General features: G+C 76.4%; 19 protein-coding genes and 1 riboswitch. Of the genes, 5 read left to right on the top strand and 14 right to left on the bottom strand.

Annotated features, from left to right (window positions below):
• The first annotated feature begins 3 nt into the window (after positions 1–3).
• Entirely contained in the window at positions 4–825 is an 822-nt protein-coding gene (locus QC029_RS06180) for an SAM-dependent methyltransferase (RefSeq protein WP_279554383.1), read from the top strand.
• A gap of 252 nt (positions 826–1077) precedes the next feature.
• On the opposite strand, the gene QC029_RS06185 is transcribed toward QC029_RS06180, so the two are convergent.
• Positions 1078–1734, bottom strand: a complete 657-nt coding sequence (locus QC029_RS06185) for a DedA family protein (protein WP_279554384.1) — start codon at positions 1732–1734, stop codon at positions 1078–1080.
• A gap of 183 nt (positions 1735–1917) precedes the next feature.
• Between QC029_RS06185 and QC029_RS06190 the strand changes: the two genes are divergently transcribed.
• The gene (locus tag QC029_RS06190; RefSeq protein ID WP_279554385.1) at positions 1918–2616 is read left to right on the top strand and encodes a superoxide dismutase family protein; all 699 of its coding nucleotides are present in this window, start codon (positions 1918–1920) and stop codon (positions 2614–2616) included.
• On the opposite strand, the gene QC029_RS06195 is transcribed toward QC029_RS06190, so the two are convergent.
• The gene (locus QC029_RS06195) at positions 2613–4394 is read right to left on the bottom strand and encodes an alkaline phosphatase D family protein (protein WP_279554386.1); all 1782 of its coding nucleotides are present in this window, start codon (positions 4392–4394) and stop codon (positions 2613–2615) included. The two genes, QC029_RS06190 and QC029_RS06195, sit on opposite strands and share 4 nt — an antisense overlap.
• A gap of 92 nt (positions 4395–4486) precedes the next feature.
• A complete protein-coding gene (locus QC029_RS06200; protein ID WP_279554489.1) occupies positions 4487–5149 on the bottom strand; it encodes an HNH endonuclease family protein in 663 nt (220 codons plus the stop codon).
• A 747-nt stretch (positions 5150–5896) separates the two neighbouring features.
• On the opposite strand from QC029_RS06200, the gene QC029_RS06205 reads away from it, so the two are divergent.
• Positions 5897–6478: a TMEM165/GDT1 family protein gene (locus tag QC029_RS06205; protein WP_279554387.1), complete on the top strand. Its 582-nt coding sequence runs from the start codon at positions 5897–5899 to the stop codon at positions 6476–6478.
• Between the two features lie 130 nt (positions 6479–6608).
• On the opposite strand, the gene QC029_RS06210 is transcribed toward QC029_RS06205, so the two are convergent.
• The gene (locus QC029_RS06210; protein ID WP_279554388.1) at positions 6609–7307 is read right to left on the bottom strand and encodes an HAD-IA family hydrolase; all 699 of its coding nucleotides are present in this window, start codon (positions 7305–7307) and stop codon (positions 6609–6611) included.
• A 149-nt stretch (positions 7308–7456) separates the two neighbouring features.
• Positions 7457–8371 (bottom strand): peptidoglycan-binding protein, encoded by a 915-nt coding sequence (locus tag QC029_RS06215; RefSeq protein WP_279554389.1) that lies wholly within the window; start codon positions 8369–8371, stop codon positions 7457–7459.
• Positions 8372–8567: 196 nt separating this feature from the next.
• Here QC029_RS06215 and QC029_RS06220 point away from each other — a divergent pair, with 196 nt between their 5' ends.
• Positions 8568–10634: an MDR family MFS transporter gene (locus tag QC029_RS06220; protein WP_279554390.1), complete on the top strand. Its 2067-nt coding sequence runs from the start codon at positions 8568–8570 to the stop codon at positions 10632–10634.
• Positions 10635–10742: 108 nt separating this feature from the next.
• Here QC029_RS06220 and QC029_RS06225 read toward each other — a convergent pair whose 3' ends face one another.
• The 8 genes from QC029_RS06225 to QC029_RS06260 all read right to left on the bottom strand — a co-directional run bounded on the left by QC029_RS06225 (position 10743) and on the right by QC029_RS06260 (position 18244).
• A complete protein-coding gene (locus QC029_RS06225) occupies positions 10743–11105 on the bottom strand; it encodes an antibiotic biosynthesis monooxygenase (protein ID WP_279554391.1) in 363 nt (120 codons plus the stop codon).
• A 151-nt stretch (positions 11106–11256) separates the two neighbouring features.
• The gene (locus QC029_RS06230; protein ID WP_279554392.1) at positions 11257–11784 is read right to left on the bottom strand and encodes a hypothetical protein; all 528 of its coding nucleotides are present in this window, start codon (positions 11782–11784) and stop codon (positions 11257–11259) included.
• On the bottom strand, positions 11781–12479 hold the full coding sequence (locus tag QC029_RS06235; protein ID WP_279554393.1) for a hypothetical protein: 699 nt from the start codon (positions 12477–12479) through the stop codon (positions 11781–11783). Before QC029_RS06235 ends, QC029_RS06230 begins: the two co-directional genes overlap by 4 nt.
• Positions 12480–12515: 36 nt before the next feature.
• On the bottom strand, positions 12516–13397 hold the full coding sequence (locus tag QC029_RS06240; RefSeq protein ID WP_279554394.1) for an ECF transporter S component: 882 nt from the start codon (positions 13395–13397) through the stop codon (positions 12516–12518).
• Entirely contained in the window at positions 13394–15052 is a 1659-nt protein-coding gene (locus tag QC029_RS06245; RefSeq protein ID WP_279554395.1) for an ABC transporter ATP-binding protein, read from the bottom strand. Before QC029_RS06245 ends, QC029_RS06240 begins: the two co-directional genes overlap by 4 nt.
• Positions 15049–16230: an energy-coupling factor transporter transmembrane component T gene (locus QC029_RS06250; protein WP_279554396.1), complete on the bottom strand. Its 1182-nt coding sequence runs from the start codon at positions 16228–16230 to the stop codon at positions 15049–15051. Before QC029_RS06250 ends, QC029_RS06245 begins: the two co-directional genes overlap by 4 nt.
• A complete protein-coding gene (locus QC029_RS06255) occupies positions 16227–16877 on the bottom strand; it encodes an SCO2322 family protein (protein ID WP_279554490.1) in 651 nt (216 codons plus the stop codon). Before QC029_RS06255 ends, QC029_RS06250 begins: the two co-directional genes overlap by 4 nt.
• A 59-nt stretch (positions 16878–16936) precedes the next feature.
• On the bottom strand, positions 16937–18244 hold the full coding sequence (locus tag QC029_RS06260) for a prenyltransferase/squalene oxidase repeat-containing protein (protein ID WP_279554398.1): 1308 nt from the start codon (positions 18242–18244) through the stop codon (positions 16937–16939).
• Positions 18245–18413: 169 nt separating this feature from the next.
• Positions 18414–18526: riboswitch (cobalamin riboswitch) on the bottom strand.
• A gap of 497 nt (positions 18527–19023) precedes the next feature.
• On the opposite strand from QC029_RS06260, the gene QC029_RS06265 reads away from it, so the two are divergent.
• Positions 19024–20610, top strand: coding sequence for a peptidoglycan-binding protein (locus tag QC029_RS06265; RefSeq protein WP_279554399.1), 1587 nt, complete (start codon positions 19024–19026; stop codon positions 20608–20610).
• A 170-nt stretch (positions 20611–20780) separates the two neighbouring features.
• Here QC029_RS06265 and QC029_RS06270 read toward each other — a convergent pair whose 3' ends face one another.
• Complete coding sequence (locus tag QC029_RS06270; protein WP_279554400.1) at positions 20781–21431, bottom strand: TetR family transcriptional regulator; 651 nt, start codon at positions 21429–21431, stop codon at positions 20781–20783.
• Between the last annotated feature and the right edge of the window lie 161 nt (positions 21432–21592).

The raw sequence follows: 21592 nt of genomic DNA on the forward strand, positions 1-21592 counted from the left end.
CAGATGACCGCCCAGGGCTTCTCCGCCGACGACATCGACACCAGCAGACCGCACTCGGCGCGCATGTACGACTACTTCCTCGGAGGCAAGACCAACTACGAGGCCGACATCCAGGGCGCGGAGGCGGTCATCTCCTTCTGGCCCGGCGTGCGCACCGGCGCCCGTGTCAACCGCGCCTTCATGCACCGGGCGTCCCGGTGGCTGGTGCGCGAGGCGGGCATCCGGCAGTTCCTGGACATCGGCACGGGCATACCCACCGAGCCCAACCTGCACCAGGTCGTCCAGGCCATCGCACCCGAGGCGCGGGTCGTCTACGCCGACAACGACCCCATCGTGCTGCGCTACGCGCAGGCGCTGCTGCGCAGCACGCCCGAGGGCCGCACCGTGTACCTGCACGCGGACGCGACCGACCCCGAGTCGCTCCTGAACCACCCCGAGCTGCGCGAGGCCCTGGACATGAGCCGGCCGGTCGGGCTCTCCCTCAACGCGCTGCTCCACTACATCGGCGACGACAGCGGGCCGCACGAGATCGTCGCGCGCCTGGTCGACGCGCTGCCGTCGGGCAGCTACCTCACCCTCACCCACTGCACCCCCGATCTCGACCCCGAGACCTGGGAGCGCCTGAGCAGCCTCTCCATGTCCGGCTCCGCCGCCTCGGCCAAGGCCCGGACACGCGAGGAGATCCTGCGGTTCTTCGACGGACTGGAGTTCGTCGACCCCGGCCTCACCGTGCCGCACCGCTGGAGGCCGGAGCCGGACCAGCCCCTGGCGGACGCCTCCGACGCCGAGGTGTCCCTCTACGCGGGCGTCGCCCGCAAGCCCTGAGCCCCGCCCGGCTCCCGCCCCGCCCGCGCACCGCCGGACACGTTCCGGCGGGGCGGCGCGGCGGGGCGGGGGCGTGACGGGAGCGGCCCCGGGTGCGTAGCCGACGATCCGCCGCTTCCGGCCCGGCGGCGAGCGCAGCGGGCACCGGGTCCACCCCGTCCCGCGCGCGGGGGCCCGATGGCAGGCGGTGCCTGCGAACTCCGGGCCAGGAGGGGGCAGGTGGTGCCCTGCCCGCCGACACGGGGAGCGCGGTCAGGACGCCCGCGCCCGGGAGGCGGGCCCGCGCCGCACCAGACAGGCCGCCAGGGCGCCCGCGCCGAAGAGGGCGAGCACCGGAACCGCCGCCCCCAGCCACGTCGCCCCGAGCCACTGCCCGCCGACGTAGCCGATGCCGGCGCTGTACACCGCCCAGGCCAGGCCCGCCAGGGCCGACCACGGCAGGAACTCCCTGGTGCGCCGCTGCGCCGCGCCCGCCGCCAGGCTCATCACCGAGCGCCCGCCCGGGGCGAACCGGGCCAGGACGACCAGGGGGCCTCCGCCGCGCGCCAGCGCCCGCCCGAGCCGTTTCTGGGCCCCGGACAGCCGCCGCGAGCGGGCGACGGCCCGGGTGAAACGGGCGCTGCCGTGCCGGGCCAGCCGGTACACCGCGAGATCGCCCAGGACCGACGCCACGGCCGCGCAGAGCACCAGCGTGCAGATCTCGGGAAGGGGGGCGCCGGCGGCCGGCGCGGTGATCGCGGCCGCGCCGGCGGCCGTGCTCGCGGCCGTCGTGCCCGCGGCGGCGGTCGCCGCGGCGATCACGATGACGCCGCTGGGCAGGAAGGGGAGGAAGACGTCGAGCAGCACGGACAGCGCTATGAGCACGTAGATCCAGGGGGCGTAGATCAACTCCCCCAGTGTTTCCTGCACGTTCACTCCCCCGGTGCGGCCCCGTCCGCGGGGCGCCTACCGCCGATCAGCGTACGCCCGCGTCGCCCGTGAGGATCAGTTGGGGTGCCGCGGCCCGCCGTCCCGCCCCGCCGCGGAGGAATCTGACGGAGCATGGGCGCCCGAACGGGAACGAGCACGACGAACCGAGCAGGAGGGGCTGACATGCCGGGAGGCAGGAAGCCGGGGAGCACGGTGATGGCGGCGGTGCTGACGACGGCGGTGGCGCTGCTGACCGCGGCGGGACCGGCGGGCACCGCGGGGGCGGCCGAACCCGCCGGCCCCACCGGGGCCGCCGGGGCCGCCGAGGCCGTCGAGCCGGTCGGCGGCGACGGCGCCGGCGGCTTCGGGACCGGGGGGAGGCGCCGTGTGGCGCGGGTCGGCGCCGAGTTCGCCCCGCCCGGGAAGTCCGCCGTGCCGCCCGCCGTGACGTACGACCGGGCCCTCGTCCCCGTCGGAGCCCCGGTCTCGGTGTCCCAGGTCAACAGCCGGCGGGGCATGACGATCACGCTCGACGTGCGCGGACTGCCGGAGAAGCGCGGCTACGGGGCGCACGTCCACACCGGGCCGTGCGGCGTCCGCCCCGGGGACTCCGGCGCGCACTACCAGAACGTCCGCGATCCCCGGAGCCCGTCGGCCGACCCCCGCCACGCCAACCCCGAGAACGAGGTGTGGCTGGACTTCACGACCGACGAGCACGGCAAGGGCAGGGCGCTGTCCGGCCACATGTGGCGCTTCCGCGCCGGAGAGGCGCGGTCCGTGGTGATCCACGAGCACCGCACGCGGCACGATCCCGGGCACACCGGGGACGCGGGCAGGCGGGTGGCCTGCGTGACCGTGCCGTTCGACCCGGTGGCCCCCTAGGCGGCGGGGCCGGTCGGATCCGGCCGCGGCGACCGGCCGAGCTCCCTGTCGAGGACCTTCTCCAGGGCCGCTCCGCCGTCCGCGTCGCCGCGGCCGTCGAGGGCCCGCGCCCGGTCCAGCCGCAACCGGGCGCGGCGCCCGCGCAGGGTGAGCGTCATCAGCTGGTTGCCGAACCACGGGCCGCCCGTCCTGCGCCACTCCACGGGCGGTCGCCCCGTCCGCCCGTGCCGCGCCAGTGCCCGGCCCAGCAGCCGCCCGGTGCGGCTCCAGCCGAAGCGGAAGCCCCAGCGCAGGGCGGCCGGGACGCTGTTGTGCATCGGCGAGCAGGTCAGCTGCGCCACATGCGCCCGGGTCGGCGGTGCGAAGCGGGGCTCGGCGGTGTACGCGTGGTGCACGTCGCCGGAGAGCACCAGCACCGTCGCCGGGGCCTCCTCGCCCCGGCCCGCCTCGGCCAGCAGCCCGGCCAGCTCGCCGAACGACTCCGGGAAGGCCGCCCAGTGCTCCAGGTCGGCCGCCTGCCGCACTCTCTCCCCCAGCCGCGCCCAGCGCGGCCCGCGCTCGCCGCGGCACAGCGCGCTGCTCCACGCCTCCGCCTCGTGCACGGCGGGCGGCAGCAGCCAGGGCAGGGAGGAGCCGACGAGGAGGTGGTCGTACGAACCGCGCCCGTCCATGATCTGCTCGCGCAGCCAGCGCGTCTCGCCCTCGTCGAGCATCGCCCGCTCCCGCTCGGGCAGGACGCGGGCGGCGCGGGTGTCCACCATCAGCAGCCGGGTGCGGCCCAGGTCGCGGCGGTAGCTCCAGCGGGCGGCGGCCGGGTCGGCGTCGGCGCGCTCGGCGAACGCGCGCAGCAGCCCGGCGGCGTCGCCGTCCGTCTCCCGCACGGCCGCGTACAGCCCGTCGGCGGCCAGCTCGGCGGGGGAGAGGTTGCCCAGGTGCTGGTGGACCCAGTACGAGGTGAGCCCGCCCAGGACGCGCTCGCGCCACCAGGAGGTGGCGCGGATCTCGCGCTGCCAGGCCTCGCTGGTGTTCCAGTCGTCGATCAGGTCGTGGTCGTCGAAGATCATGCAGCTGGGGACGGTGGACAGCAGCCAGCGCACGCGGGGGTCCAGCCAGGACTCCTCGTACAGCCAGGTGTACTCCTCGTAGTCCGCCACCTGCCCCCGGGGCGGCTCCGCGAGGTCGCGGCGGGCGGCGATCCTGCGGCGGATCGCCTCGGAGGTCTCGTCCGCGTACACCTGGTCGCCCAGCAGGAGCAGGACGTCGGGGCGCTCGGCCGCGCCCGCCAGGACCTGGCGGGCCAGGGCGTCGAGGGCGTCGGGGCCGATCGCGCCGTGCGCGGAGGCGGAGGGGCGCGCGGCCCAGCGGCAGGAGCCGAAGGCGACGCGCAGCGGGCTGCTCTGCCAGGTGTCCCCGGTGTCCCGGGTGTCTCCGATGTCACGGGTGTCCCCGGCGGTGCCGCCGGGGGCGCCCTCCGGCGGCAGGGTGCGGATGGTGCTGGGCGGGAAGGGCGAGTCGGGCAGCGGCCAGACCTGCTCGCCGTCCAGCAGGACGCGGTAGGGCGTCTCGGTGCCGGGGCGCAGCCCGGTGACGGGCACCAGGGCGTAGTGGTGCCCGGCGACCCGCCAGGTGCGGGCGGCGGCGCGGATCTCCTCCGGCCCGCCGTCCGGGCCGCCGCCGCAGCGCACCTCGGCCTCGCAGGGGCGGTCGGTCTCGACCCAGACGGTCGCCGAGTCGGCGTCGGCGTACCGCAGCAGGGGACCCAGGCGCAGCGCGGTCATGGAACGGCCCTCCCTCCGTCGGTTCCGGTCGGTCTGTCCACACGGGAACGACGGGGGAGGGCCGGGAGTTTCCGGACCCGGAGCGCGTCCGCTCAGCAGCCGTTCAGCACGCTGCTCAGCCTGCTCTTCTCGGCGGAGTCCACGGACAGGCCGTAGCTGTGCTTCACCCAGACCCACATCCGGGCGTAGGTGCAGTGGTAGGCGGAGCGCGGCGGCATCCACTCCGCGGGGTCCTTGTCGCCCTTGGCCTGGTTGACGTTGTCGGTGACGGCGATCAGCTGGGCGATGCCCAGGTCGTTGGCGAACGACTGGCGCTTGGAGGTGGTCCAGGAGCTCGCGCCCGAGCGCCACGCCTCGGCCAGCGGAACGACGTGGTCGATGTCCACGTCGGAGGCGGCGTACCAGGTGGCGCCGTCGTAGGGGGAGTACCAGCTGCCGCTGGTGGCCGCGCAGCTGCCGTCCTGCACCACACCGCTGCCGTCGCGCTTGAGGACGACCTCGCGGGTGTTGCAGGTGCCGCTCTGGGTGATCCAGTGCGGGAACTTGTCGCGGCTGTAGCCGTCGGAGGAGCCCTCGCCGCGCACCGTCAGGGAGGCGAGGTAGGAGCGGGCGGTGGAGGCGCTCGGCGGGGTGGGGGGAGCGGCCTGGGCGGTGGGGGCGCTGAGGAACAGCAGACCGGCGCAGAGGGCGAGGAGCGCGCCGAGAGTGGTGGATCGACGCGCGTAGAAGCCGCGCCGCGGAGCGGGCAGGCGCATGCCGTGCATACGAACTCCCTGGTGATGGGGGGGAAGCCGGGTGAGGAGGCGGACGGAAAGCGGGTGGAAGGAACGCCGTCAGAGTGGCGCCGAAAGGTTTCCTCCCGGTTGGCGCCAGGTGACAGGATGGCGACATGAGCACGTCAGATCAAGACCGCCGCCCCGACTGATCGCCGCGTTCGAGGCGCCGGGCCCGCGTGCGGCTCCGCCGCCCCGCGCCGGAGCCGCCGTGCGGGAGCGGCCGGCAGCCGCGCCGGCCCGCCGGCCCGGGCTCCGGCCCCGGCCCCGGTTTCGGCCCGGAGCGGGCCCGGCCGCGGTGCCGATCGTGGCGCCGGTCGTGGCGCCGGCCGTGGTGCCGATCGTGGCGCCGGTCACACCGCCGGTGGGGCGCACCGCCGGGCGGGAGCGGTCGCCGTACCGGTCTTCGCGCTGGTCACGGCGGTGCCGGGGCCTGCCGCGGCGGGCTGCCGCACCGCGGCGGCGGGAGCGGGGACGTGCGGGGGATCGCGTAGGCTGGTCGGCGTCTGAAGGGGAGTAGCTCTTCGCCGGACCGTCGACATACTGGCCGCGCCGTACCCGTACGGCAGGCCCGGCGCCCGGAGCCGGTGCTCGCGCACCGTGCCAGCGAGACCTTCGGCCGCAGTGTCCCGGGCTTCACGGAAGCCGCCCACGACGCTGCCGTGCCGAAGCGTGCTCGCTCCCGCGGGCTCCCGGCAGGGCGGCCCGACCGACGAGGGATCCTTCCACGTGTTCAGCATCACCGCCGCCGCCGTGACCTTCGGCGTCGTCTTCCTCGCCGAACTGCCCGACAAGACGGCGCTCGCCGGGCTGGTCCTCGGCACCCGCTACCGCGCCTCGTACGTCTTCGCCGGCGTCGCCGCCGCCTTCACCCTGCACGTCGCGCTGGCCGTCGCGGCCGGCAGCGTGCTGACCCTGCTGCCGCAGCAACTGGTGCAGGGGATCACCGGCGCGCTGTTCCTGGCGGGCGCGCTGATGCTGCTGCTGCGGAAGGACGACGGGGACGAGGAGGTCCGCAGGCCCTCCGACCAGTCCTTCTGGAAGGTGGCGGGCAGCGGCTTCATGCTGATCCTGGTCGCCGAGTTCGGCGACCTCACCCAGATCATGACGGCCAACCTCGCCGCCCGCTACGACAACCCGCTCTCGGTCGCCCTCGGCGCGGTGCTCGCCCTGTGGTCGGTCGCGGCCATCGGCATCCTGGGCGGGCGCGCGCTGATGCGCCGCGTCCCCCTGCGCCTGATCTCCCGGATCGCCGCGTGCGTGATGCTGGTGCTCTCCGCCCTCAGCTTCTACGAGGCGATCACCGGCTGACCGGCGCCCCGGCCGCTCCGCCCGCCGGCCGCTTCCGGGGCGCCCCCGGAAGCGGCCACGCCCCCCGTCCGGAACCGGCGGGGAGGAGGTTCCGGACGGGGGGCGTGCGTCTTGGGAGGGGCGGCGCGGCTCAGTCGGCCCCGGGCGCCACGCGCAGGTGCAGGGCGCCGCCGGGGGCGGGCTCGACGCGTATCCGTTCCAGCGTCGGCACGTGGACGGTGGGGCCGAGGGCCGCCGCGCGGGGGCCGACGCCGACCACCCGCATGCCGGCCGCGCGGCCCGCCGCGACACCGGCCTCGGAGTCCTCGAAGACCACGCAGTCCTCCGGCGCGAAGCCCAGTTCGGCCGCGGCTTTCAGGAAGCCCTCCGGGTGCGGCTTGCTGGCGCCGACCGACTCGGCGGTGATCCGCACCCGCGGCATCCGCAGGCCCGCCGCGGTCATCCGGGCGGTGGCCAGGGGGACGCTCGCGGAGGTCACCAGCGCGTGGGGAAGGTCCTCGATCGCCGCGAGGAAGGCCGCGGCGCCCGGCACCGGCACGACGCCCTCGGTGTCGGCGGTCTCCTGGGCGAGCAGGCGCCGGTTCTCGGCGTGGTTGACCTCCATCGGGCGGTCGGGCAGCAGCTCGGCCATCGTGGCGTAGCCCTGCCGGCCGTGCACCACCTTCATGACCTCGTCCCCGTCCAGGCCGTGCTCGGCGGCCCAGCCGCGCCAGACGCGCTCGACGGCGGCGTCGGAGTTGACCAGGGTGCCGTCCATGTCCAGCAGCAGCGCGCGGGCCGTCAGCGAGGCGGCGGAGGTGTCCGGGGCGTCCGGGGTGTCCGACGGCATGGCGGCGGCTCCAGGGGTGAGGGAGGGCGGGACAGAGTGGCCCGCCCGCCGGGTCAGGGGCCCCCGTCGTCAGGCACGGGGAACGGGCGGAGCCACTTTGTTCCTCTACGATACAAAGAGCTCCGCCTTCGCGCCACCCCCACCGGGGGTCAACGTCTCTGAGTGGCCCGTTCCAGCGCGCGGCGGGTGTGCGGGCCGTACACGCCCTCCGGGTCGCCCCGCACCCCGTACCAGACCTGGAACGTGGCCACCCCGCTGGTGACCTCGCCGTCGTACACGCCGTCCACGCCGTGCTTCCGGGCGTCGTAGGTGCCCACCGCGGCCAGCCGGTACTGCAGCTCGACGACCTCCGGGCCCGAGTCGCCCTCGCGCAGGGTGCGCGGCTGGCCGTCGCCGTCCCGATCGCCGTCGCCGTCCCGGTCGCCGTCCCAGCCCTCGCCGTCGTCGCCGTCCCGGCCGTCGCCGCCCTGGTCGCCCCCGCTCGGGGCGGTGGGGGAGGGGGGCGGGGGCGGTGCGGCGCTCGTGGGCGCCCCGGCGGTGCCGGCGGGGGTAGCGGAGGGGGACGGGGCGCTGCTGCGCGACGGGCTCGCGGACGCGGAGGGGGAGGACGAGGGAGAGGGGGAGGACGAGGGCGACGCGGAGCCGCTGGGTTCGGCGTCCGCCGACTCGCCGCCCGGGTCGTCGGTGGGCACGACGGCGGTCGGGGCGCCGCCCCGGTCGCCGAAGCGGGCCTCGTCGAAGGGGTCGTTCCCCTGCGTGAACAGCCCGGCCACGAGCACGCCGGAGCCCACCACGGCCACCGCGGTGCCGCCCACGGCCAGCGCCATGCCGCGTCCGACGCGGCGGCGCGGGGCCCGGTGGCCGGTCACGGGCGGCAGGGGAGCCGTGTCGCCGTCCGCCCGGCGGAACCCGTCGGGGAACATCGCCAGATCGGCCGGGTCCGGCCCCTGGTCCGGCTGCGTCACCGGCCGCGGCAGCACCTCCACCTCGGCGCACCGGCAGCTCGCCCGGCCGGAGTCGTCCGCGGGCCTCTGGCATATGGGGCAGATGGGCGTTTCCGCCACGGTGAGCTCCCCTCCCTCAGAAATGCCACAGAGGTTACTGGATGCCCCCACCTCACTCCGTACCCACCGGTCACACCGTCCGGGGCCGCACGGTCCCCGGCGCGCCCGCTTGACGCGCCCCCGGCTGGGCACCCGCCCCCGACGGAACCCACCACGGGCCGCGACGGCGGGCCCGTGCGCGGCAGAGGAGGTGACCATGGCGCAGCCCGCACCGGCCGCCGGCGCCCCGCCCGCCGAGCCGGACGCCGAACGGCCGCGGCGCACCGTCCTGCTGGCGATCGGCGCCCTGCTGCTGGGCATGCTGCTCGCCGCGCTGGACCAGACGATCGTCGCCACCGCCCTTCCGACGATCGTCAGCGAGCTGGGCGGCCTGGACCACCTCTCCTGGGTGGTCACCGCCTACCTCCTGGCCTCCACCGCCGCGACCCCGCTGTGGGGCAAGCTCGGCGACCAGTACGGACGCAAGCGCCTCTACCAGGGCGCCATCGCCGTCTTCCTGCTCGGCTCGGCGCTGTGCGGCCTCGCGCAGGACATGGGCCAGCTGATCGCCTTCCGCGCCGTGCAGGGGCTGGGCGGCGGCGGACTGATGGTGCTGTCGATGGCGATCGTCGGCGACATCGTCCCGCCCCGCGACCGGGGCCGCTACCAGGGGGTGTTCGGCGCGGTCTTCGGCGCCGCCAGCGTGCTGGGACCCCTCATCGGCGGGTTGTTCACCCAGCACCTGAGCTGGCGCTGGGTCTTCTACGTCAACCTGCCCGTCGGGGCGGTCGCCCTCGCCGTCGTCGCGGCCGCCCTGCACATCCCGGCCCACCGCGAGAAGCACCGCATCGACTACCTCGGCACCCTGCTGATCGCCTCCGTCGCCACCTGCGTCGTGCTGGTCACCTCGCTGGGCGGCACCACCTGGGAGTGGGGGTCGGGCCCGGTCGTCGGTCTGACCGTGCTCGGCGCGGTGCTGCTGTACGCCTTCACCGCCGTCGAGCGGCGGGCCGCCGAACCCGTGCTGCCGCCGGAACTGTTCCGCAACCGCACCTTCGCCATCTGCTCGGTCATCGGCTTCATTGTCGGCTTCGCGCTGTTCGGATCGATGACCTACCTGCCGACCTTCCTCCAGGTCGTCCACGGGATCTCGCCGACCATGTCCGGCGTGCACATGCTGCCGATGGTGCTCGGCGTGCTGGTCTCCTCCACCGGCTCCGGGCAGATCGTCAGCCGCACCGGCCGCTGGAAGGTCTTCCCCGTCACCGGCACGGCCGTCACCGCGATCGGCCTGCTGCTGCTCCACGGCCTCGACGAGACCAGCTCCACCTGGCGGATGTCCGGCGCCTTCCTGGTCTTCGGCCTGGGCCTGGGCCTGGTGATGCAGGTGCTGATCCTCGCCGTGCAGAACGCCGTGCCGTACCGGAACCTGGGCGTCGCCACCTCCGGGGCCACCTTCTTCCGCTCCATCGGGGCCTCGGTCGGCGTCTCCGTCTTCGGCGCGGTCTTCGCGGCCACCCTCGGCGACCGGCTGGCCGACGCCCTGCGCGGCACGCCGCTGCCGCCCGGCGTCGACCCGGAGGGCCTGGAGGCCGACCCGCGGGCCGTCGACCGGCTCCCCGCGGACGTCCGGGCCGACGTCCTGGGCGCGTACGCCGACTCCGTCACGGGCGTCTTCCTGTGGGCGGTGCCCGTGGTGCTGGCGGCCTTCGTCCTCTCCTGGTTCCTGCGCGAGGAGCCCCTGCGCGACAGCGTCCGGACCCCGGACGGCAGCGAGGTCATCCCGCCCAACCCCGTGGAGCGCTCCTCCCGCGAGGAGGTCGCCCGCACGATGTCGCTGCTGACCACCCGCCAGGGGCAGCGCGACCTGTACCGGCGCGTCGCCGAGCGGGCCGGGGTGGACCTCAGGCCCGCGTCCTGCTGGATGCTGCTGCGCATCCGGCGCCACGGCTCCGTCGAGCCCGCCCTGCTGTCCGACCGCCACTCCGTGCCGCTGGAGGTGATCACGGAGGCGGCCCGCCAGCTCGAGGAGCGCGGCCTGGCCGTGCGCGAGGGGCTGCCGCTGGTCCTCACCGGGCGGGGGCGGCCGGTGGCCGAGCGGCTGGCGGACGCCCGCGAGGAGTGCCTGGCCGAGTTGCTGGGCGACTGGTGGACGCCCGACCGCCCCGCCGACCTGACCGAACTCGTCCACGAGCTCAGCGCGGAGACGGGCGGCTCGGAGGCCGAGTGCCCGCGCGGGAGCGACGGGGGCGGGGCCGCCCGCCGGGCCGCGGGCCGGGCCTGACCGGCCCTGACCGGTTCGGCGGCGGATCCCGGCGCCCTCCACGGGACGGCGGGGACCCGCCCCCGGGGAGCCGGGCGCCCGGCCCCGGGCGGGACCGGACGCCCGGGCTCAGGCCTCCGCCGCGTCCGTCCCGGGCTTCGGACCGGACTGCTGGACGACCTCGAAGGTCCACACGGTGGAGTCCGACGCCGCCGGGCCCCGGCCCGCGCCGCCGCCCGGACGGCCCCCGCCGCTGCCGCCGCCCTGGTGCGCGGACTTCATCGGGCCCGACATCCACGCCTGGAAGGCGGCCTCGTCACGCCAGCGGGTGTACACGAGGTACCGGTCGGTCCCCTCCAGCGGACGCAGCAGCTCGAACCATTCGAAACCGTCCGAGGACTCCACCACCCCCGCCCGGGAGGCGAACCGCTTCTCGAGTTCCTCCCGCTGCTCGGAGGGGACGGTCAGGGCGTTGATCTTCACGATGCTCATGGCCCCATCGTGCCCCGTCCCGCTCCCGGGTGCGGCCGCGGCACGGCCGGCCGGTGCGTTCGCGGCGCTGTGTCCTCATGCGTCCCTTTGTGTCCCCGGTATACGGCGGCGCGGTACACGGCGGCGGTACACGGCGGCGACCGCGTCCGGGTCACAACCGCAGGAGCTGGTCGGCCGCGTCGCGGTACCGCCGCAGCGCCTTGCGCAGGTCCTCCGTCCGCTCCGCCGCGTCCTCGCCCTGCCAGGGCTCGCGGAGCCCGCGGTGGCGTTCGGCCAGGAGTTCGGTGATGCGGTGGGAGACCTCCTCGAACACGGCGTCCGCCTCCGTCACCGAGCGCCGCGGATCGTCGACGAAGCCCGTCACCGCGTCGTGCAGCCGCCGGCCGAACCGCTCGCGCTCCTCGGGCGTCAGGAACCCCTGGCTCCCCGGGCTTCCCGGGCTCCTCGGGCTCTCGGGGCCGTGGTCCTGGTGCGTCCCCGCGCCGCCCGTCTCCTTCCGGAGCGACCGGTCGGCGGTGGGGGACGACGGGCCGTGGCCGTCGGTCCGGTCAATCCGGCCCGTCCGGTCGGCCCGGTCCACCCGGTCCGCCGGAGGCGCCTCGTCCGTCCACTCGGGCCGACCGGCGCGGTCCGCCAGAGGGGTCTGCCGGGTCTGGTGGGTCTGTCGGCCGGTCGTCATGCCCTGCCCCCGGAGGTGTCGTGGCGGCGCAGCGCCCCGGGGACGTGCAGCCGCTCGGAGAGCCGGCCGTGGTCCCGCGATCCGGCGCCGCCGCCGGTGTGTGCGTGGTCGCGGTCGTGGTCGTGCCCGCGGCGGCCCCCGCCGCCGCGGGAGTCGTGCGCGGTCTCCGCCATCAGGTCCTCGTACAGGGCGCGGGCGTGGACCAGCGCCTCGCGCAGCCGCTCGGTGTCGGCCTGGCCCTCACGGGCCAGCACGGCCACGGCGTGCACCTCGCGGTAGCCCTGGACGCGCCGCGGGTGGTGCACGGAGAGCGCGGAGACCTGCTCGTCGTACCCGTCGCCCGGGAAGCCGCGCGCCTCGGCCAGCCTGCTCAGCAGCCGGTCGGCCGCGACGACCGCCTCCACCGGCGCGTCGACGAACCGCTCCTGCACGGCGGCCCACTGGGCCGCGTACTCCTCGCGCTCGTCCGGGGTCAGCGGCTTCGTCCGCAGCTCGCCGTGGCGCTGGAGCCGCTCCCGCAGCTCCCGTTCGGCGGCCTTGCGGTCCCCGCCGTGCTGGGCCACGGTCCGCTCGTACTCGGGTCCGAACCGCCGCTTCACGGAGTGCGGGCCCTTGCCGCTCCTGACGAGGAACAGGGCGAGTGCGAGGACGACGACCGCCGCCACGATCAGTGTGATGATCAAACCTGTGGACATGGCTCGCCTTCCACGAGTGTCCCCTTGCTCGGGCTGTCAACTCTCCGCGTTGCCGCCCTCGCTCCCCGCAAACGGAGCGCTGGTGAACGCCACCGGCGCGTCGAACGCCGCCCGCCGCGTGGCGCGGCGCAGCGCCCGCAGCACCGTGCCGCCCAGAACGAGGGTGAGCACCACGGTCAGCAGGGCGCGCGGCAGGTCCCAGCCGAGGGAGGTGGCCAGGACGTAGGCGGCGAACTTGGCCAGCTTCACCTCCAGCGCGTCCTCCGGGACATGGGAGATCCCGGTGGCCAAGCCGCCGATGTACGGCCAGCCCTGGAGGTTCATCACCACGCCGTACAGCACCGAGGCGACGGCCCCGTACGCGGCGAGCAGCGCCAGCTCCGGCCGCCCGCGCAGCCGGTGGGGCCCGGGCAGCAGGCCCGCGCCCATCGCCACCCAGCCCATCGACAGCATCTGGAACGGCAGCCACGGCCCGACCCCGCCGGTCAGCAGCGCCGAGGCGAACATCGACACCGCGCCCAGGACGAACCCGAAGCCCGGCCCCAGGACCCGGCCGGAGAGCACCATCAGGAAGAACATCGGCTCCAGCCCCGCCGTGCCCGCCCCCAGCGGGCGCAGCGCGGCGCCCACGGCGGCCAGCACGCCGAGCATCGCGACGGCCTTGGCGTCCAGCCCGGTGTCCGCGACGGCCGCCACCGCCACCGCCAGCAGCAGCGGCAGCAGCGCCGCGAACAGCCAGGGCGCGTCCCGGGAGTGGGCCAGTCCGGAGGCGGAGTCGGCCAGCAGCGGCCAGCCGAAGGCGGCCACGCCGATGGCCGAGACGATGCCGAGCGCCGCGGCGGAGCGCGGCCCGAGCCGTACGGCCCGCACCTGGCGGCCGGGGCGGCCGGGGCCGGCGGGGCGGCTCGCGGGGGTCACGTGCCCGCTCCCGTCTTCTCCAGGGCCGCCCGCACCTGGCCGGCCGTCAGCCAGCGCTGCGGGGCGAGGATCTTCGCGGTCTGCGGGGCGAAGGCGGGGGAGGAGGTGACGACCTCGGCGCTCGGGCCGTCCGCGACGACCTCGCCCTCGGCCAGGACCACCACGCGGCGGGCGAGTTCGGCGGCGAGTTCGACGTCGTGGGTGGCCAGGACGATCGCGTGGCCGTCGTCCGCCAGCGCGCGCAGCACCCCGGTCAGCCGCTCCTTCGCCGCGTAGTCCAGGCCGCGCGTCGGCTCGTCCAGGAGCAGCAGGGGAGGGGCGGCGGTGAGGACGACGGCCAGCGCCAGGGCCAGGCGCTGGCCCTCCGACAGATCGCGCGGATGGGTGCCGTCGGAGACGTCCGGCAGCAGGGAGGACACCAGGGCGCGGCAGGTGCCGGGCTCGGCGCCCGCGTCCCGGTCCGCGCCGGCGCACTCGGCCGCGACGGTGTCCGCGTACAGCAGGTCGCGCGGGTCCTGCGGCACCAGGCCGACGTGGCGCAGCAGTTCGGCGGGCCGGGTGCGGTGCGGCACGACGGGACCGCCGGGGCCGCCGGGGCCGCCGCCCAGGCGCACCGTGCCGCGCGCGGGCTCGTGCATCCCCATCAGGGTGTTCAGCAGGGTGGACTTGCCCGCGCCGTTGCGGCCCATCAGCGCGACCGTCTCGCCCGGCCGCACCACCAGGTCCACCGCCCGCAGGGCGGCGGTCCGGCCGCGGTGGACGGAGAGCGCGGAGACCTCGGCCAGCGGCCCGCCGCCCGCGGGCCCGGTGCGGGCGGCGGACGGTTCCAGCGGCTCCAGCGGTTCCAGCCGCTTCCGCAGGCCCGCCGCCCGGCGGCGCGCGTCCCGCACCGACAGCGGCAGCGGGGACCAGCCGGCCAGCCGCCCCAGGGCGACGACGGGCGGGTGGACCGGCGAGAGCGCCATCACCTCGGCCGGGTCGCCCAGGACGGGCGCGGCGCCGGGCGCGGGCAGCAGCAGCACCCGGTCCGCGTACTGCACCACGCGCTCCAGGCGGTGCTCGGCCATCAGCACGGTGGTGCCCAGGTCGTGGACCAGCCGCTGGAGGACGGCCAGCACCTCCTCGGCGGCGGCCGGGTCGAGCGCGGAGGTCGGCTCGTCCAGCACCAGCACCTTCGGATGGGTGGTCAGCACCGAGCCGATGGCGACGCGCTGCATCTGCCCGCCCGAGAGGGTGGCGACGGGGCGTTCGCGCAGGTCGGCCAGGCCCAGCAGGTCCAGGGTCTCCTCGACGCGGCGGCGCATGGTGGCGGGCGGCAGGCCCAGGGACTCCATGCCGTAGGCGAGTTCGTCCTCGACGGTGTCGGTGACGAAGTGCGCGAGCGGGTCCTGGCCCACGGTGCCGACCACGTCGGCCAGTTCGCGCGGCCTGTGGTCGCGGGTGTCGCGGCCGTCCACGGTCACCCGGCCGTGCAGGGTGCCGCCGGTGAAGTGCGGCACCAGCCCGGAGACGGTGCCCAGCAGCGTGGACTTGCCCACGCCGGACGGGCCGACGAGGAGCACCAGCTCGCCCTCGGGCACGGTGAGGTCCACCCCGTGCACGACGGGGGCGGAGGCGTCCCCGTAGGTGACGGAGACCTGGTCGAAGCGGATCATGCGCGGGTCGTCTCCTTCGCCGGCGGGTTCTGCCCGGTGCGGGAGACGGACCCGGCGTCGGTGTCGGTTCGGGGGGCGGGTACGGGGGCGACGAAGGCCGGCAGCAGCCCGGCCAGCACGGCCGCCGCGGGCCACAGCGGCAGTTCGGGCGCGGTCAGCGGCACCGGGGGCGGGTCGAGGGCCGCCGGGAAGCGGGAGGCGGCCCAGACCACGGCCGCGCCGACCGCCGCGCCGGACGCCGACACCAGCCAGGCGCGCGCCCCCCAGCGGTCGGGCCGGTAGCGGCTGCGCACCGCGCGGCGTCCGCCCAGCCGCAGTCCGCCGAGCGCGGCGGCCAGCCCGAGCAGGAGCACCGGCAGGCCGTAGACCGCGCCCCGGGCGGCCAGCAGCCCGTACGTCCCGGCGCACACGCCCAGCAGCCCGCCCAGGGTGAGGGCGGTGGTGGTGCGGCGCACGGCGGGCGGCACCCGGGCGGTACGGCCGTAGCCGCGCGCGTCCATGGAGGCGGCCAGCGCCACCGAGCGCTCCAGGGCGCCCTCCAGGACCGGCAGCCCGATCCGCAGCACCGCCCCGACGCCCCTGTCGTCGCGGCCGCGCAGCCGGCGGGCGGCCCGCAGCCGCCGGACGTCGGCGATCAGGTGCGGCGCGAACGTCATCGCCACGACCACCGCCATCCCCGCCTCGTACAGCGCGGCGGGCAGGGACTTGAGCAGCCGGGCGGGGTTGGCCAGGGCGTTGGCCGCGCCGACGCACACCAGCATGGTGGCCAGCTTCAGCCCGTCGCGCAGCGCGAACGCCAGCCCCTCGGCCGTGACCCGGCCGCCGATCCGCACCCCCCGCGCCCAGTCGGGCAGCGGTACCTCGGGGAGGGTGAACAGCACGGTGGTGCCGGGGATCGGGGAGCCGAGGACGACGGCGAAGACCAGCCGGATCGCCAGCACCACCAGGGCGATCCGCAGGAAGGCGCCGTAGCCGCGCGCCCAGGGCGCGTCGGTGCGGCGGGCCGCGACGACGTATCCCGTGACGGCGACGATCAGCGCCAGCAGCAGCGGGTTGGTGGTGCGCGACGCGGCCGTGGCCAGCCCCAGCGCCCACAGCCACCACGCGCCCGCGTGCAGCGCGTTGGAGCGCGTCGCACGCGGGGCGCGCAGGGCGGCGAGGGCCCGGCGGAGGGTCATGACCGGCGCCGGCGGGCCTGCCAGACGGCCGCGGCGCCGAGCGCGGCGACGGCGGCGACGCCGCCGACCAGGCCCGCGGAGGGGCCGCCGGACTCGGGGGCGCCGCGCTCACCGGGGTCTCCGGAGGCGCCGGCCGGCGTCGGCGTCCCGGGGGCGGAGCGGTCGGAGACCTGCTCGCCGCAGCCGGTGCGCGGATAGCCCGCGATGGCGCACAGCAGCGAACCGGAGTCGTACCGCAGCGGCTTCAGCACGGCGGCCAGCGCCTCGGCGGCGGTCCCGTCCTCGGGGACGCGCGCGCAGGCCGCGCGGCGCGCGGGCGGGACCTCGCCCTCGGGCGCGTCGGCCCGGGTGCCGAAGTCCACGCTCAGCGCGATCCGCTTGGTCCCCGCCTCGGGCCCGGTGCCGCCGCAGATCTCCGCGAAGTCGCCCGCCCCGCGCGGGGTGTCGGCCTCGGCGGAGTTCTCGCTCACCGCGAACCGGAAGCCCAGCACGGCGCCGTCCTCGGGCCGCAGCGTGCCCGGGCCCTGCGTGGCGTACGACCACCGGTCGCCGTCGCGCTCCCAGAAGGACCAGTAGCGGTAGCCCGCGGCGTGCGCGGGCGCCGCGGCCACCACCGGCAGGACGGCGGCGAGCGCTGCGGTGAGCACGGCGGTGAGCGCTGTGGTGAGCAGGGCGGTGCGCAGGGCGTACGCGGCGCGCGGCGCGGTCACTTCGCCCGCCTCCTGCGGCTGCTGACCAGGAAGCCGATGCCCGCGCCGGCGGCCAGGCCCGCGCCGACGAGGGACCACGTCACCAGCGCGCCGTTCCCGTCCTTCCCGGTGTCCTTCCCGGCGTCCTTCTCCGCCGCGCCCTTCCGGTCCCCGTCCCCGGCGGGGACGGAGGCCGGGGTCGGCCCGGTGGCGTTCAGCCGCTCGACCAGGTTCACGCCGCCGAAGTCGGCCGGGTCGCCGCCGGTGGCGCGGGTGGCCAGGACGAGCTGGCCCAGGGCGGCCGGGCTGGTCGTGGCCTTGTCCCACGTCCCGAGGTTCTTCTCCAGCCAGGCCAGGGACCTCTCCGCGGCGTCGCGGTGGCCGCCCGCGGCCAGGGCGATCACGGCGTCGGCGGTGTTGCCGTGGTCCGGCTGCTCCTCGGCGCCGGGCATGGCGGACCGCAGGTGCCCGCCGCCCGCCTCCAGCACCTCCGTCAGATAGGCGGCGCCGGCCTCGGCCGCCTCGGCCGGGGTGCGCTCGCCGTCGTTCTTCCCGCCGTCCTCCCCGCAGTCCAGGGCCTTCGCGGCCCCGCCGCCCCTCCCGTCACCGGGCTCGACGGCCAGGCCCTCGCCCCGCGCGGCCAGCACGGCCGCGGCCGTGGCGTCGTCGTTCGCGGCGAGGCGGCCCTTCTCGTCGGGCTGGTACGCGAAGGCGCCGCGCTCGCCCTCCTCGGCGTCGCAGCCGAGCTGGAAGCCGAGCAGGGAGTCGTACGGCGACTTCCCCTCCTTCGCCGAGAGCGTCTCCGCCGGGTCCTCGCCCGCCGCGGCCAGGGCGCCGATCACGACGGAGACGGAGTTGGCGTCGCTGGGGCTGCCGGGGTTGAAGCCCCAGCCGCCGTCGTCGTTCTGGACCAGCCTCAGCCACTCCACGGCCCGCTCCACCCGCTCGCCGTGGCCGCCGAGGGCGGCCAGCGCCTGGACGGCGGCGGCCGTGGCGTTCACGTCGGCCACGGTCTCGGCGGTGCACGGCTCGGAGGGGTCGGGGCGGTAGGAGGCGAAGGAGCCGTCCTCGCACTGCTGCCCGGCCAGCCAGTCCACGGCCTTCCCCGCGGGCTCCACCCCGGCCGCGTCCTGGGCCAGCAGGGCCGTCGACTGGCGCCACACGCCGTCGTACTGCGGGTCGTCCTTCCCGTACAGCCCGGACGGCAGGTCCTGCTGCGCCGGGGCCTGCGCGGACGGCGACTCGTCGGCGGCGGCGACGGGGGCCGCGACCGCGCAGAGCACGGTGGAGGCGGCCAGGGCCGCGGCGGTGCGGCGCAGGGACATGGGCGGGTGCCTTTCTCGTGGCGCAGCCGTGCGCGGCCGGCCGGCCGCGCTCACCGCACGGGGCACACCGGGCTCGGCTCCGCATTCCTCGACGGTGCCGGACCGGGGCCGGGCCTCCGCCGTGCGGCGGACGCGTCGGCTCCGGGAGCCTCTCGTGCCCGGGCGGGTGCTCCGGCTGTACGGCGGGCGCGGGTGCGTCCGCCTGCTCACGGTTGCGGGTCAGCGCCGGATTCGCACCGGCTTCCCCCGTTCGGGCACAGGACGTTCTCCGGCTCACTCTAACGGGCGCGGACTTCCGCCCGGCCGCCGGTGGGAGCGGGATCACACCACCGGTCCGCCGCGCCGCCGGGCCGTCCCGCCGCGCGGCCGGGCCGCCGCCCCCGCCCGCGCGGCCGTACGGCCCGGCGCGGTTCCCCGTTTGTCCCGCGGTCTTTTCCAGTGGTTCACACCAAAGAATTCCCGTCCTTCTCGGCGTATTTCGTTGACGCGCGTAGCGCGGAGCCGCCACCCTCTCCGGGGGCGGAATCCCTCGGCGCGAGGACGGTCGCGCCGGGGGTCGTCCGCGCAGGCGGAGGCGGCTGTCCGGGCGGATCGGCGCCCTTTTCGCGGTTTTACCGGGCCGTGCGCGGAATTTCCCCCGAACAGCAGAGGGAAGCGCCGGAAACATCCGGAAAATTCTTGACGTGCCCATGACTTCAAGGGTAGGAATTCCTTCCGACCACCGGCGTGAGCGAGCAGCGGATGCTCACCCCCCACGCACATGCTGACCGGGAGGAAGAATGTTCCGACGTTCCACGGCCTGGAGACGGGCGGGCACGTCCGTGCTCGGCGGTCTGGCCGCCGCGGCGCTGCTCGCCACGGGCCAGCCCGCCAGTGCCGCCCCCGCCGACCCGGCGCCGCGCGCCCCGATGAACCGCGCCTTCGCCCAGGCGGCCGAGGAGTTCCAGGTGCCGCGCGACCTGCTCGTCGCGGTGGGCTACGGGGAGACCCACCTCGACGGCCACGGCGGCGCGCCCAGCCACGCGAACGGCTACGGCGTGATGCACCTGGTCAGCAACCCCTCGCACCGCACGCTGGAGAAGGCCGCCGAACTGACCGGCGAACCGGCCGCCGACCTCAGGAAGGACACCGCCGCCAACATCCTCGGCGGCGCCGCCGTCCTGCGCTCCTACGCCGACGAGCTGGGGCTGGACGCCGCCGACCGCCGCGACCCCGGCGCCTGGTACCCGGCGGTGGCCCGCTACGGCGGCGCGGACGACGCCGGTACGGCGCGGCTGTACGCCGACGCCGTCTACGACTTCCTGGAGGACGGCTTCAGCGCCCTGACCCCGGCCGGCGAGCGGGTCACCGTACGGCCCCGGGACACCGAGCCGGAGCTCGGCCGCTACGCGGAGGTCCGCCCGGCGGGCTCCCCGGCGTCCTCCGGGACCGGCGCGCTGAGCACCGACTACCCGCCCGCGCGGTGGGTGCCGGCCCACTCCAGCAACTACACCCCGGGCCGCTCGGCGCCGATCACCCACGTGGTCGTCCACGTCACCCAGGGCTCGTACGCCGGCTCGATCAGCTGGTTCCAGAACCCCAGCTCCAACGTCAGCGCCCACTACGTGATCCGCTCCTCCGACGGGGAGGTCACGCAGACCGTCCGCGACCGCGACACCGCCTGGCACGCCAGGTCCGGCAACCCGTACTCCATCGGCCTCGAGCACGAGGGCTACGTCGACAACCCCTCCTGGTTCACCGACGCCATGTACCGCTCCTCGGCCGCGCTGACCCGGCACCTGTGCGACCGCTACGGCATCCCCAAGGACCGGTCCCACATCGTCGGCCACGTCGAGGTGCCGGGCAACGACCACACCGACCCCGGCCCCAACTGGAACTGGACCTACTACATGCAGTTGGTCCGCGACGGCGACGCCACCGCCCCCGTCCAGCTGAACTTCACCTCGTACGGCACCCTGCGCAGCGGCTCGACCGGCGCCCAGGTGAAGGCCGCCCAGCACCTGCTGAACCAGAACGGCTTCGACGCCGGCACGGTGGACGGCGTCTTCGGCCCCGGCACCGAGAGCGCCGTGCGGGCCTTCCAGGGCAACCGCGGGCTGACCGCCGACGGCGTCGTGGGCGCCCGCACCTGGACCGCCCTGCTGTCGGCGGGCACCAGGCCCGTTCTGCGGCAGGGGAGTTCGGGCGCCGACGTGGAGCGGCTCCAGCGCTCCCTGACCGCCGCGCTCGGCCGCACCGTGGGCATCGACGGCGCCTTCGGTCCGAACACCGAGACCGCCGTGCGCGACTACCAGAGCAGCCGCGGCCTGGCCGTGGACGGCATCGCCGGCAGCGGCACCTGGGGCGCGCTCCAGGCCGGCCGGTAGACACCCGGCAGACCCGGGAACAACCGCCGGACCCACCGCGCCGCACTGCGCCGCACCGGTCCGCACCGCCGCCCGGCGGTGCGGACCGGTGCCGTTCCGCGCCCGCGGCGCCGTCCCCGACGGCGCGCGGCGCCGGACATCCGGCGCCGGGCACCCGCGGCCGGAAGCGGTCAGGGGGCGTGCGGCCCGCCCGGGCGAAGGGCTGGCGCGCCCCCACCGGTCACCGCCGAGGTGACCAGTCCGCACGCCGTCTCGATGTCCTCCCGGACCTGTTCGATCGACGCCCGCCCGGAGAGCCAGCCGATCAGCGTCGAGTGCCAGGTGTGCGCGATGACGCGGGCCACCGAGAGCCGCTCCGGCGTCGGCGCCCCCTCCGTGCCCATGGCGTCCAGGATGATCGCGGTGGTGAGCCGGGAGACCGCGTCGACCTCCGCGCCGGCCGAGCGGTCGGCGAAGGTGAACGCCCGCACCATGGCCTCCGCCAGGTTCGGGTCCCGCTGGAGCGCGCGGAAGGCGCGCATCAGCGTCACGGCGACCCGTGCCGCGGGCTCCGGCTCCTCGGGCGGCCGCCGGTGCAGGGTCTCGTGCAGCCGCTCCAACTGGTCGTGCATGGTGGCGACCAGCAGGTGGACCTTGGAGGGGAAGTAGCGGTAGAGCGTGCCGAGCGCGACGTTCGAGGACTCGGCGACCTCGCGCATCTGCACCGCGCCGAAGCCCCCGCGCCGGGCCAGTTCGGCGCTGGCGTCCAGGATGCGGCGGCGGCGTGCCTCCTGGCGCTCGGTGAGCGGCGGGGCGGAGGGGGAGCTGGGGTGTGCCGTCATCTCTCCTGCCGTCTGTCCCGTCGTGCCTGTGCGGGCCCCGCCGCGGCGGCCCCGCACGGGCCGGGCTCGTCCGCGGCGGCCCGGGGACCGCATCCTCGCAGGAGGGGGCCGTGGCGTGAATCACCCGGACCGGTTCGGCCCGGGACTTCTACCGGCCGGTA

The organism is Streptomyces sp. DH37 (assembly GCF_029813835.1).
Classification (GTDB): domain Bacteria; phylum Actinomycetota; class Actinomycetes; order Streptomycetales; family Streptomycetaceae; genus Streptomyces.

What these genes read in the sequence shown, in the direction of transcription:
- QC029_RS06250 (WP_279554396.1), bottom strand. Translation starts at nt 16,230, where the DNA reads ATGACCCTCCGCCGGGCCCTCGCCGCCCTGCGCGCCCCGCGTGCGACG.
- QC029_RS06270 (WP_279554400.1), bottom strand. Translation starts at nt 21,431, where the DNA reads ATGACGGCACACCCCAGCTCCCCCTCCGCCCCGCCGCTCACCGAGCGC.
- QC029_RS06220 (WP_279554390.1), top strand. Translation starts at nt 8,568, where the DNA reads ATGGCGCAGCCCGCACCGGCCGCCGGCGCCCCGCCCGCCGAGCCGGAC.
- QC029_RS06245 (WP_279554395.1), bottom strand. Translation starts at nt 15,052, where the DNA reads ATGATCCGCTTCGACCAGGTCTCCGTCACCTACGGGGACGCCTCCGCC.
- QC029_RS06190 (WP_279554385.1), top strand. Translation starts at nt 1,918, where the DNA reads ATGCCGGGAGGCAGGAAGCCGGGGAGCACGGTGATGGCGGCGGTGCTG.
- QC029_RS06200 (WP_279554489.1), bottom strand. Translation starts at nt 5,149, where the DNA reads ATGCGCCTGCCCGCTCCGCGGCGCGGCTTCTACGCGCGTCGATCCACC.
- QC029_RS06260 (WP_279554398.1), bottom strand. Translation starts at nt 18,244, where the DNA reads ATGTCCCTGCGCCGCACCGCCGCGGCCCTGGCCGCCTCCACCGTGCTC.
- QC029_RS06265 (WP_279554399.1), top strand. Translation starts at nt 19,024, where the DNA reads ATGTTCCGACGTTCCACGGCCTGGAGACGGGCGGGCACGTCCGTGCTC.
- QC029_RS06225 (WP_279554391.1), bottom strand. Translation starts at nt 11,105, where the DNA reads ATGAGCATCGTGAAGATCAACGCCCTGACCGTCCCCTCCGAGCAGCGG.
- QC029_RS06230 (WP_279554392.1), bottom strand. Translation starts at nt 11,784, where the DNA reads ATGACGACCGGCCGACAGACCCACCAGACCCGGCAGACCCCTCTGGCG.
- QC029_RS06180 (WP_279554383.1), top strand. Translation starts at nt 4, where the DNA reads ATGACCGCCCAGGGCTTCTCCGCCGACGACATCGACACCAGCAGACCG.
- QC029_RS06210 (WP_279554388.1), bottom strand. Translation starts at nt 7,307, where the DNA reads ATGCCGTCGGACACCCCGGACGCCCCGGACACCTCCGCCGCCTCGCTG.
- QC029_RS06195 (WP_279554386.1), bottom strand. Translation starts at nt 4,394, where the DNA reads ATGACCGCGCTGCGCCTGGGTCCCCTGCTGCGGTACGCCGACGCCGAC.
- QC029_RS06235 (WP_279554393.1), bottom strand. Translation starts at nt 12,479, where the DNA reads ATGTCCACAGGTTTGATCATCACACTGATCGTGGCGGCGGTCGTCGTC.